Raw genomic sequence first — 11,974 nt, 5'->3', positions numbered from 1 at the left:
GATGACCGATCTTTATCAGTCCCAGCGCGCAATGCGTCAGATGCGCCGGCAGGCGATGCAACGGGGCGTCGTCGCCATTCTGGACGTGGGCAGTTCCAAGATCGCCTGTCTGGTGCTGCGCTTTGACGGGGCAGGTCGGCTGAGCGAGGATAACACCATCGGCTCGATGGCCGGGCAGACCGGGTTCCGGGTGATTGGCGCCGCGACCACCCGCTCGCGCGGGGTGCAGTTTGGCGAAGTCACCGCCATGCAAGAGACTGAGCGCGCCATACGCACCGCCTTGCAGCAGGCGCAGAAGATGGCCGATATCCGGGTCGATCACGTCATCGCCTGTTTCTCGGGCGCGAACCCTCGGTCCTATGGGCTGGACGCGCAGGTCGATCTGGAAGGGCAATTGGTGACCGAGGCCGAGGTTGGCCGGGTTCTGAACGCCTGCGACGTACCCGATTACGGGGCAGGGCGCGAGGTGCTGCATGCCCAGCCGGTGAACTTCGCATTGGACAACCGCTCGGGCCTGACCGATCCGCGCGGGCAGTTGGGGCAAAGCCTCGCCGTGGATATGCATATGCTGACCGTCGATGCAGCGGCGATCCAGAACATCGTGCGCTGTATCAAACGGTGTGATCTGGAACTGGCGGGGATTGCGAACTCGGCTTACGTGTCGGGCATTTCCGCGCTGGTCGAGGATGAGCAAGAGCTGGGCGCGGCCTGTATCGACATGGGCGGCGGCACCACCAGCGTGTCGGTTTTCATGAAAAAACACATGATCTACGCCGATTGCGTGCGCATGGGCGGGGATCATGTGACCAGCGATATCTCGATGGGGCTGGGCGTTCCGGCGGCGGTGGCCGAGCGGATCAAGACCTTCAATGGCGGCGTTCACGCCACCGGCGCCGATGACCGTGACCTGATCGATATCGGCGGCGACACCGGCGATTGGGAACACGATCGCCGCACCGTCAGCCGGGCCGAGTTGATCGGCATCATGCGCCCCCGGGTCGAAGAGATTCTGGAAGAGGTTCGTCAGTGCCTTGATGCGGCGGGTTTCGACCATATGCCCAGCCAGCAGATCGTGCTGACCGGCGGTGGCAGCCAGATCATGGGGCTGGACGGGCTGGCCAGCCGTATCCTCGGCCAACGTGTCCGTCTGGGCCGCCCGCTGCGTGTCCACGGTCTGCCGCAATCGGCCACCGGGCCGGGCTTTTCCTCGGCTGTGGGGCTGAGCCTGTTTGCCGCCCATCCGCAGGACGAATGGTGGGATTTCGAAATTCCTGTCGACGCCTATTCTGCGCGGCCATTTAAACGCGCCGTGCGCTGGTTCCGTGACAATTGGTAAGATATGGTGCCGGGGCCTCGCCATCGGTGCTCTGGCCCTCGCTCCCGTTTGCGCGTTGGGTCAGACGGCGATCTCGCCCGAGGCGTTTCTGAACGCTGCGGTCGGCAAGACCCTGCAATTCTACGAAATCCGCAGCGGCGATCTGGTCGGCACCGAAGAATTCCTCAGCCACAATGTATCGGTCTGGCGCGAACATGATCGGGACTGCGTTTATGGGCAGATCACCACCCCGAACGGTCAGATCTGTTTTCTATATGACAATGACGCCGACGGCATCCCCGTATGCTGGTGGCCGTTCCTGCATCAGGATCGCCTGATGGTGCGTCTGGCCACCTTTTCAGGCGGGGAAATCCAAGAGGTCCGCAATATCTCAGAGGACGGTCTGGACTGTCCAACTACCCCAACCAGCTAAAGAAATGGGTTGCGGCGCGCTGAATTATCCCTAAAGATATCCACAAGTCCCGACAGAGGCTCGCAGCAGGACATTGAGCAGTTTTGCGCGACATTTTGAAAAGACGCAGCACGCACCGCATTGCCTGACCCGCGATGCGGTAACCCCGTGTGTTGTGGCGGTTTCGTGTTGCCCCGCAACATCTGGCGGGAAAAGCGAAATACCGCTGTTTGTCGCCTTATTTCCTCCATATTTTGTGGAATTGCGCGATTTTTGGCGTGACGTTTGGGGATTCGAAATGTAGAATCAAACTCGGATAGGTCAGAAAAACACCGCGTTTTGCGGCAACATATAAAACAGGCGGACAGAGCATGACATTGAATCTTTCGATGCCCGGGCAAGATGAATTGAAGCCTCGGATTACCGTATTCGGCGTTGGCGGTGCGGGTGGCAACGCGGTCAACAACATGATCGAGAAACAGCTGGACGGCGTCGATTTCGTGGTCGCGAACACCGACGCGCAGGCGTTGCAGCAAAGCCAGTCCTCGGCCCGTGTGCAACTGGGCGTGAAGGTCACCGAAGGGCTGGGCGCAGGGGCGCGTCCAACGGTAGGTGCCGCGGCTGCCGAAGAAAGCATCGAACAGATCGTCGATCATCTGGCGGGGGCACATATGTGCTTTATCACCGCTGGCATGGGTGGCGGCACCGGCACCGGGGCGGCCCCGATCATCGCGCAGGCGGCGCGGGAACTGGGCGTGCTGACCGTGGGTGTGGTCACCAAACCCTTCCAGTTCGAAGGCGCCAAGCGGATGCGTCAGGCCGAAGATGGCGTTGAGATGCTGCAAAAGGTGGTTGACACGCTGATCATCATCCCGAACCAGAACCTGTTCCGTCTGGCCAATGAAAAGACCACGTTCACCGAGGCGTTCTCGATGGCGGACGACGTTCTGTATCAGGGCGTCAAAGGCGTGACCGACCTGATGGTACGTCCGGGCCTGATCAACCTCGACTTTGCGGATGTTCGTGCCGTGATGGACGAGATGGGCAAGGCGATGATGGGCACAGGTGAGGCCACCGGCGAAGATCGCGCCATTCAGGCGGCCGAGAAGGCCATCGCCAACCCGCTGCTGGACGAAATCAGCCTCAAAGGGGCCAAGGGCGTGCTGATCAACATCACCGGCTCGCACGACCTTACCCTGTTCGAACTGGACGAAGCCGCCAACCGCATCCGCGAGGAAGTGGACCCCGAAGCCAACATCATCGTCGGTTCGACGCTCGACACCGTGATGGATGGCGGCATGCGCGTTTCGGTTGTGGCCACCGGCATCGACGCCACCGAGAAAAGCGCCGACGTGCCGGTTGCGCGCCGGTCGATGTCTGCCCCGCTGACGCAAACAGTTTCAGCCGAAGAAGCACCGCAGGAACAGGCCCCGGCGGCGGATACCGCATCGGAAGGCGATCTGTTTGAATCGATCGAGGATGTGGAATTCAACCCCGGCTGGCACGACGAACCCGCCGCGACCCAGGCGCAGGATGACGATGGTCTGCCGCCCCCGGCCTATCAGCCGGAGGTTGCGGAATTCGAACCGCAGCCTGCCGCTGTTGAACCGACCCCCGAACCCTATGCGGCCCCCCAGACCGATCTGCCGGGCACCCCGTCCCCCGAGGCGCTGCAGCGCCTGCAGGCGGCTGTCAAGAACGTGCCCGCCCGGGCGCGGATGGCAGCGGAACGGCCTCAGGAACCGGTGGCACAACCCGAGCCTTCGGCTGAGGATCGCCCCCGCTTTGGCTTCAACCGCCTGATCGACCGGATGACCGGCCACGCGGCGGATACACCGGCCCAACCGATGCGCCAGCAGCCCTCGTTCCGTCAGGCTGACGCGACGGCACCAGCGCAGGAAGAGGCCGATCCGGATCAGGATCGCATCGAAATTCCCGCGTTCCTGCGCCGTCAGGCCAATTGATAGCGGTCACAAAATCCAGTTAAAGGGTCGCCGCATGGCGGCCCTTTTTTATGGTAAATCAAAGCTTTATATACAGGTAAGCAGGGATTTGCCGATATGTCACATTCATGTTTCATTCGGTTGCAAAGAGTGAGTTGAGCCTTGACGCCCCCTTCCTTAGTTGGGTGGCAACACAGCCCACCGAAGGCTGGACACCACTCTTAGAGGCCCAAATTGCAACATACGCTCAAATCCTCAGTCACGTTCACAGGCGTCGGGCTGCACAGCGGCAAGCCTGCGACCATGGTCCTGAAACCGGCGGCAGTTGGGCATGGGATCTGGTTCAAGCGGACTGATATTGAGCTGGGCAATGCACTGATCCCCGCGATCTATGACGTGGTCGAGCGGACGCCGCTTTGTACTCGTCTGGTCAATGATGCGGGTGTTTCGGTCTCGACCGTCGAACATATCATGGCTGCGCTGGCCGGTTGCGGTATCCACAACGCGCTGATCGAGATTGACGGGCCTGAAGTTCCGATCATGGACGGCTCTTCGGTTGCGTTTGTGCAGGGCATCATGGCCAAGGGCGTGCGCCGTCAGGCCAGCCCGGTTCTGGCTTATGAGGTGCTGAAACCCGTGATGGTCGAACGCGAAGGGGCGCGGGCCTCGATTGCGCCGGCAGACGGGCTTGAGATCGAATTCCACATCGATTTCGAAGACGACGCCATCGGCAGCCAGACCAAGACGCTGGATATGCGCAACGGTTCGTTCGCGCGGGAGCTGTGCGACAGCCGCACCTTCTGCCGTCGCACCGACGTTGAGGCGATGCGCGAAAACGGGCTGGCCCTGGGTGGCACGCTGGAAAACGCGGTTGTGGTGCAGGGTGATGAGGTTCTGACCCCCGGCGGCTTCCGCCACGAAGATGAGGCCGTGCGCCACAAGATGCTGGACGCGCTGGGTGATCTCTATCTGGCGGGGGGTCCGATTCTGGGTCACTTTGTCGGCGAAAAGTCGGGTCATTCGATGACCAACACCCTGCTGCGCAAGCTGTTTGAGACGCCCGGCGCGGTGCGTCCGGTGCTGTGCACCCCGGAACAGGCCGCACGTTTGCCCGGTCAGGGTCTTGTGCGCGGCGAAATCCCGCAGGTTGCGTGATCCGATCAACTCTGGCGACAATTGCGTCACGAGTTCGGATAAGGCGTTTTGCACCGGAATTTTATGTGCTAGACCAAGGCCCGATCCGGGGCGAACCCCGATAAGTTAAGACGACAAGGATGGGCGGAATGGTTGGCAGCAAAGCGGCAGTCAGATTCGCAGGCGCGATTCTTCTGGCAGCAGTTTTGACGGCATGCGGCAATGCCGGTGGCCTGTTCGGCAACAGAGGTGCCGATCGCACCCAGAACCTGGAAGGGTTCACGCCTGAGCAGATCTTCACGCGCGGCGAATATGAGCTGTCGCAGAATCGCTCGGACGACGCGGCCTGGTATTTTTCCGAGGTCGAACGCCTGTACCCCTATTCCGACTGGGCCAAGCGCGCGCTGATCATGCAGGCGTTTTCCTTCCATTCGGACGGCAACTATGCGGAAAGCCGCGCGGCGGCGCAGCGCTATATCGACTTTTATCCAACGGATGAAGATGCGGCCTATGCCCAGTATCTGCTGGCGCTCAGCTATTACGACCAGATCGATGAGGTCGGGCGCGATCAGGGTCTGACCTTTCAGGCGCTGCAGGCGCTGCGCACGGTGATCGAGGTCTATCCTGACAGCGAATACGCCACCTCGGCGGTGCTGAAATTCGATCTGGCCTTTGACCATCTGGCGGGCAAGGAGATGGAGATCGGGCGCTATTACCTGCGTCAGGATCACTTCACCGCTGCCATCAACCGCTTCCGCGTCGTGGTCGAGGATTTCCAGACCACCTCACACACGGCTGAGGCGTTGTATCGTCTGATCGAGGCCTATCTGGCGCTGGGTCTGGTGGATGAGGCGCAATCGGCTGGTGCGATTCTGGGATACAACTACCAGTCCTCGGAATGGTATGACGCGGGCTACAAGCTGCTGACTTCGCGCGGGCTTGACCTCAAGAGCCGTGGCAACAACTGGCTGAGCCAGATTTACCGCCAGACCATCAAGGGTGAGTGGTTGTAAGCGCCATGGCTAAGGGCTTGGGACGCTAAAGACCCGATGCTGCGCGCCCTCGATATCCGCGATATGCTGATCATCGACCGGTTGGAACTGACGTTCCAGCCGGGGCTGAACGCGTTGACGGGTGAGACCGGGGCAGGCAAGTCGATCCTGTTGGATTCGCTGGGTTTTGTTCTGGGCTGGCGGGGACGTGCTGAATTGGTCAGGCAGGGTGCCGCACAAGGCGAAGTCGTGGCCGAGTTCGAATTGCCCGATGGCCATCCCGCGCATGCGGTTCTGGCCGAGGCTGGATTGCCCGGTGGCGAAGAGTTGATCCTGCGCCGCGTCAACACGGCTGAGGGCCGCAAGACCGCTTGGGTCAATGACCGCCGCTGCTCGGGCGAGGTGTTGCGGGCGCTGTCGGACACTCTGATCGAATTGCACGGTCAGCATGACGATCGCGGGCTGCTGAACCCGCGCGGCCACCGCGCCATGCTGGATGCTTATGCCGGGGTGGGGGACCATCTGGCTGCCACCCGTGCCGCATGGACCGATATGTCCCGTGCGCGCAAGGCGCTGGCCGAGACCGAAGCCGCGCTTGAGGCTGTTCGCAGCGAGGAAGAATTCCTGCGCCATGCGGTGGGTGAGTTGGACCAGTTGGACCCGCAGCCGGGCGAGGATGCTGATCTCGACGCCCGCCGCCGCATGATGCAGGGCGCAGAACGCATCCGCGATGACGTGGCCCGCGCCTATGCCCTGTTGGGCGGCGACGGGGCCGAGGGCGCCATGGCCGATGCCGTGCGCTGGCTGGAGGGTGTCTCGGACAATGCCGGTGGTCAGCTTGAAGAGCCCATCGCTGCCCTTGGCCGTGCCCTGATCGAATTGGGTGAGGCACAGGACGGTGTGAACACCTGCCTGCAAGCGCTCGATTTCAACCCGGCGGAGCTGGAACAGGCCGAGGAACGCCTGTTCGCCATCCGCGCCCTGGCCCGCAAACATGACGTGGCCCCTGACGATTTGGGCGGCTTTGCCGACACATTGCGCGACCGTCTGAACCGGCTGGAAGCGGGCGACGCCGATCTGGCCGACAAACGCGCCGCCGTAGAGGCCGCGCAAGCCGCCTATGACGCCGCCGCCGCCGCGCTCAGCACGGCGCGGGCGCAGGCTGCCGGGCAGTTGGATGCGGCCGTGATGGCTGAACTTGCGCCGCTGAAAATGGAACGCGCGGTGTTTCAGACCGAAATTACCCCCGCCGAACCGGGTCCCGAAGGCACCGATGCGGTGGCCTTTACCGTTGCCACCAACCCGGGCGCGCCCTCGGGGCCGTTGAACAAGATCGCCTCGGGCGGGGAACTCAGCCGCTTTCTGCTGGCGCTCAAGGTCTGTTTGACCGGCGATGACAGTGCCCGCACGATGATCTTTGATGAGATCGACCGGGGCGTTGGTGGGGCCACTGCCGATGCGGTTGGTCGGCGTCTGGCGTCACTGGCTCATGGCGGGCAGGTGCTGGTTGTGACGCATTCGCCTCAGGTCGCTGCCCGCGCGGCGCATCACTGGCGGGTGCAGAAACAGGTGTCGGAGGGCCAGACCCTGTCCACTGTTTTGCCCCTGTCCGAAGCCGATCGGGTGGATGAGATCGCGCGCATGGTCGCGGGTGACACGATCACCGATCAGGCCCGCGCCGCCGCCCGCGCGCTGTTGGAGGCGTGAAACCACACCTGCCGCAAAAGCGCGTGATCCGACTTCTCTCAGCCCCGCGCGTGGCTTAGTAAGGAATTAGAGATGTCCGAAGGGCGCAGATGACCCAGTCCACCCGCACTGTTTTGCGTAACCAGTTCAATCAGGCCATCGCGGCGCTAAAAGACGCGTGGCGGGTGTTGCGCCACCGTGGTCCAAGTCAGGTCCAGTTCTGGTTCATCGCGCTGGCCATTGGCATCGTGGCCGGGTTCATGGCGCTGGGGTTCCGCAAAGCAATCGCCGCGTTGCAGGCTTATTTCTATGACACCAACGATATCCTGCTGCTGCACAGCCACGCCGAAAAGCTGCCCTGGTTCCTGATTCTGATCACCCCGATCATTGGTGGGCTGATCGTCGGGATTATCCTGCACAAGTTCACCGATGACGGGCGCGTGCGGTCCGTGGCGGATGTGATCGAAGGCGCGGCCATCACTGATGGCCGGGTCGAGGGTAAAGCCGGGATCGCCTCATTCTTTGCCTCGCTGATCACGCTCAGCTCTGGCGGGTCTACGGGCCGGGAGGGGCCGGTGGTGCATATGGCAGGCGTGATCTCGACCTGGGTCAGCAACCGCATCCATGCCGATGGCATCACCGGGCGCGACCTGTTGGGCTGTGCCGTGGCCGCCGCTGTGTCGGCCAGTTTCAACGCACCCATCGCGGGGGCGCTGTTTGCGCTTGAGGTGGTGCTGCGCCATTTCGCGGTTCATGCCTTTGCGCCCATCGTCATCGCCTCGGTCGCGGGGACGGTGATCAACCGGCTGGAATATGGCGATGTCACCGAATTCACGCTGGAAACCCCCGGGTCACTGCAATTCTATGTCGAACTGCCCGCCTTTCTGATCCTCGGCCTGATCTGCGGGCTGGTGGCGCTGCTGCTGATGCGGTCGATCTTCTTTGCCGAGGATATCGGCACCCATGTCCAGAACCGCCTGTCGCTGCCACGCTGGCTGCGGCCTGCGATCTCGGGCGCGATGCTGGGGCTGCTGGCGATCTGGTTCCCGCATATCATCGGGGTTGGGTACGAAACCACGATCCGCGCCCTGACCGGCGATCTGGTGCTGACGACGGCGATCCTGTTTGCGGTGATGAAAACCGTGGCGGTGGCCATCACCATGGGTGGGCGCATGGGGGGAGGGGTGTTCTCACCCGCGTTGATGATCGGGGCGCTGACCGGGCTGGCCTTTGGCCTGATCGCCACCGGGCTGCTGCCGGATGTGTCGGGGACCCATACGCTTTATGCCTTTGCCGGGATGGGGGCCGTGGCGGCGGCGGTGCTGGGCGCGCCGATTTCCACCACGCTGATCGTGTTTGAGCTGACCGGAGACTGGCAGATCGGTCTGGCGGTGATGGTTTCGGTGTCGATGTCCACGGCGCTGGCCTCGCGGTTGGTGGACCGGTCTTTCTTCCTGACACAGTTGGAGCGGCGCAATGTGCATCTGGCGGCGGGGCCGCAGGCTTATCTGCTGGCGATGCTGCGCGCAGGCGCGGTGATGCGCCCCATGGGCGACCCGAGGGCACTGTCCAAAGAGGACGCGTTGGAATTGATTGCACAGGGCCTTTGCGTCGAAGCCAGCGCCACGCTGGAAGCCGCGATGCCCTATTTCGACCGCGCCGACATTCCCTGCATCCCGGTGGTGGTCAAAGCCGAAGACGGCGCCGAGGACCCGGTCGGGGTCCTGTACCATATCGATGCGCTGAAAGCCTACAACCGGGCGCTGGCGGCCACAGCCGCCGAGGAACATTCCTGATCAGCCGCTGTAAACGCTGGATGCATCGCCCAGATAATTGTCCCAGGCAAACCAGTATGAGATATGGCCCGCCACCCGGGGCAGGCGGGTGCCATCCGGTGCGATCAGCGCCTCTTCGGTCACGGTCCAGAGCTGCCCCGTCTGGTCCTGCAAGCCACCCGCCGCAGCCGTGAACTGATGCGGCCCACGCTCATAGGCCCGAACGGCCCGTTTGGACGGGTCGCCCATCAGGATCAGAGGGCGGTTGCCGATGGCGTCGTTGATCACCGGCTTGCCCTTGAACGCTTGCAGCGGCCAGGCCCGCGCGGCGCCGAACTGGCGCACCGCAAAGACATAGTCCTTTTGCCGATGCGCGGATTGATCGACCAGCGCCGGGAACATCAATTCGCTTGAGGCGAAATAGTCCTGATAAACCACGCCAGAGCCATAGTTGCGACGGTGTCCGGTTCTCAGCGACAGAACTTTTGAGCCGGGATGCGAGGTTTTCCAGCTTTTCCAGTCGGTGATGACCACCGGGCGCTGTTTCAGCTCGATCCCGCTGCCGACCAGGGGGCCGACGACCGGTTTGCCGGTATACTGGTTCCACAACGAATGGGTCTCACGGTCAAACATCAGCTTGTTCGAACGATAGAGGAACCCGGATGAGCCGAAGACGAACGGTTTGCGCCGCCCCGCAGCCTGCGTTTCAAACAGGATGCCCGAACCGCACAGCGTGCAATAGGCCAGCGCGACCGGAACACCGCCGATCACCTCGTTGAACATCTCGTGCCAGCCCATGATCCGCAGCGGATAGGCCCGCACATCGCCATTGATCGCCACGCCAAAGACCAGATCATCGTCTTTCAGGTAGTTGGCGGATCGTGCAGAGATCAGGGTCGGATGGTCCAGCGACGGGATGCCGTCCTTGACGACGCCGCCCCATGTGATCTCTTCCAGCCGGATCTTCATCTTGTCGCGTTGCAGATATTCCGGGCGCAGGAACTGGTCGAAATTCTGGTCAATGCCCAGCAACACCTCGCGTTTGAACGGGATCAGCGAGGGGTGTGGCACGATCTGAGGGTTCTTTTCCTGCCACAACATCCATTCGAACCAGTCGGGTCCCAGCGTCTGACCGGTCAGGGATTGCATGACATCGACAATCTCGAACTGCCGCCTCCGGGCAAAACGCATGCCGGTCAGCAGCCCGGGCACCACGTCCGGGTTGCCGCGTCGGGCCAGATAGGCCATGCCGTCCTGAAATTCAGCCTGACTGCCAAACAGGGTGGATCGCAGGGCATTCAGAACCGGGTCCTCCTGCGCCCAAACTGCGCCGGGGGCAAGCATCCCGGCTCCGAGAATTCCGGTGAACTGGCGGCGTGTGACGGACATGGCATCCTCCGTTAAGGTCCATGTCCAGAATGCACGCTTTCCCGCTCACGTTCACGCCACAGCCGCGTGATCAGGTTTTTTCGGTTTCACCTTCGGGGGTTTCTGCCTCATCCGACGGCTTCAATGTCAGCGGAGGATCGTTGGCCTCAGCCGCAATCGGGGCAGGGGCCGAAGGCGTGTCATCGCTGCCCAGAACCTCTTCCGGGCCGGGGACAGGGCGGACCTGCGGGGCGTCTTCCTCAGCCGGCATATCGGCCACGGTTTCCACAGCGCGGCGGAACACCAGAACGTTGCGCCAGTTCACTGCCGATCCGGTCAGGCCGGTGCGTTCCTCGCTGGGCAGCAGCTCGGCCCGCTGATATTCCCAGCCCTCCTGACCCATCTGGTTCAGCACCTGTTCGACCGCGTTGGCGAACCGTCCTTCCGGTGTCTTCACGCCTTTGGCTTTGGCGCCCTTTTGCGGGGCGGGCACAACTTTGTATTCGTAACGCATCAATTGGTCCTGATTGCCATGTCCCGGCACGTTATCATTTTGGCGCGCAGGGAAAAGCGATCTTCGCATCGCGGCGAAATTCAGCCCGTACTGTTGCCCGAACCCTGCGCTGCCTTGCCGATCAGGGTCAGGCACAGCTCGGTCGCCAATGCCATGTCCTGCACGGAAATCCATTCCTTTGGTCCGTGGATGCATTGCATGCCGGTGAAGATATTGGGGCAGGGCGTACCAAACTCGGTCAACCGAGAGCCATCGGTGCCGCCCCGGATCGGGACCGAGACGGGCTCGACCCCCTGCGCCCGGCAGGCGTCGCGGGCCAGATCGACGGGGGTCATATCGTTTTCCAGCCAATAGCGCATGTTGCGGTATTGGTGCGAGATGTCGCAGGTGATCGTCGCGCGCGGCTCAGTCGCTTGCACGGCGGCGCAGACCTGACGGACGATATCGCGCTGCGCCTCCAGCCCGTCCATCTCGAAGTCGCGCAGGATCAGCTTGATCTCCATCTCGGATGAACCGCCAATCATGTCGGTCACGTGGATGAAGCCTTCGCGCCCGTCCGTTACCTCGGGCGTCATTGTTGCCTGTGGCAGCGTCTGCACGATCTTGGCGGCCAGATGCGCCGCATTCACCATCTTGTCCTTGGCCAGCCCCGGATGGATCGACACGCCGGTGATTTTAATGACCGCGCGGTCGGCCGAGAAGCTTTCATACTCGATCTCACCCACATCCTGACCGTCCAGAGTATAGGCGAAATCGGCCCCCAGATCCTTGGGCAGTTGTTCGGTCACGCCGCGCCCGATTTCTTCGTCCGGGGTAAAGGCGATGCGAATCGGGC

At 62.4% G+C, this 11,974-nt stretch carries 10 protein-coding genes; 7 read left to right on the top strand and 3 right to left on the bottom strand.

The genetic code is table 11. The features are described 5' to 3' along the window. Position 1 precedes the first annotated feature (1 nt). The 7 genes from ftsA (at position 2) to MPJ51_RS00500 (ending at position 9,278) form a co-directional block, all read left to right on the top strand. Positions 2–1,336 carry a cell division protein FtsA gene (gene ftsA, locus MPJ51_RS00530; RefSeq protein WP_298381038.1) on the top strand — a complete coding sequence of 445 codons (1,335 nt, stop codon included), beginning with the start codon at positions 2–4 and terminating at the stop codon, positions 1,334–1,336. After that, positions 1,323–1,748 carry a hypothetical protein gene (locus MPJ51_RS00525; RefSeq protein WP_298381037.1) on the top strand — a complete coding sequence of 142 codons (426 nt, stop codon included), beginning with the start codon at positions 1,323–1,325 and terminating at the stop codon, positions 1,746–1,748. The genes ftsA and MPJ51_RS00525 overlap by 14 nt, the downstream gene beginning before the upstream one ends. A gap of 350 nt (positions 1,749–2,098) precedes the next feature. Next, on the top strand, positions 2,099–3,691 hold the full coding sequence (gene ftsZ / locus MPJ51_RS00520; protein ID WP_298381036.1) for a cell division protein FtsZ: 1,593 nt from the start codon (positions 2,099–2,101) through the stop codon (positions 3,689–3,691). Between the two features lie 213 nt (positions 3,692–3,904). Further along, complete coding sequence (gene lpxC / locus MPJ51_RS00515; RefSeq protein ID WP_298381035.1) at positions 3,905–4,825, top strand: UDP-3-O-acyl-N-acetylglucosamine deacetylase; 921 nt, start codon at positions 3,905–3,907, stop codon at positions 4,823–4,825. 128 nt (positions 4,826–4,953) lie between these two features. Further along, positions 4,954–5,817 (top strand): outer membrane protein assembly factor BamD, encoded by an 864-nt coding sequence (locus MPJ51_RS00510; RefSeq protein ID WP_298381034.1) that lies wholly within the window; start codon positions 4,954–4,956, stop codon positions 5,815–5,817. A gap of 36 nt (positions 5,818–5,853) precedes the next feature. Then, entirely contained in the window at positions 5,854–7,503 is a 1,650-nt protein-coding gene (gene recN, locus MPJ51_RS00505; protein WP_298381033.1) for a DNA repair protein RecN, read from the top strand. 89 nt (positions 7,504–7,592) lie between these two features. Continuing rightward, on the top strand, positions 7,593–9,278 hold the full coding sequence (locus MPJ51_RS00500) for a chloride channel protein (RefSeq protein ID WP_298381032.1): 1,686 nt from the start codon (positions 7,593–7,595) through the stop codon (positions 9,276–9,278). Here MPJ51_RS00500 and MPJ51_RS00495 read toward each other — a convergent pair whose 3' ends face one another. From MPJ51_RS00495 to pepT, 3 genes are all read right to left on the bottom strand, one after another. After that, positions 9,279–10,646 (bottom strand): DUF3179 domain-containing protein, encoded by a 1,368-nt coding sequence (locus MPJ51_RS00495; RefSeq protein ID WP_298381031.1) that lies wholly within the window; start codon positions 10,644–10,646, stop codon positions 9,279–9,281. 70 nt (positions 10,647–10,716) lie between these two features. Further along, positions 10,717–11,142 (bottom strand): DUF4177 domain-containing protein, encoded by a 426-nt coding sequence (locus MPJ51_RS00490; protein ID WP_298381030.1) that lies wholly within the window; start codon positions 11,140–11,142, stop codon positions 10,717–10,719. 77 nt (positions 11,143–11,219) lie between these two features. Next, positions 11,220–11,974, bottom strand: a 755-nt coding sequence (gene pepT, locus MPJ51_RS00485) for a tripeptide aminopeptidase PepT (protein WP_298381029.1), incomplete at its 5' end; no start/stop codon positions are given.

The sequence above is a fragment of the Ruegeria sp. genome (assembly GCF_028066395.1).
Lineage (GTDB): Bacteria > Pseudomonadota > Alphaproteobacteria > Rhodobacterales > Rhodobacteraceae > Ruegeria.
Note: the sequence above shows the minus strand (reverse complement) of the source record. Positions and strands in the feature narration are given on the sequence as shown.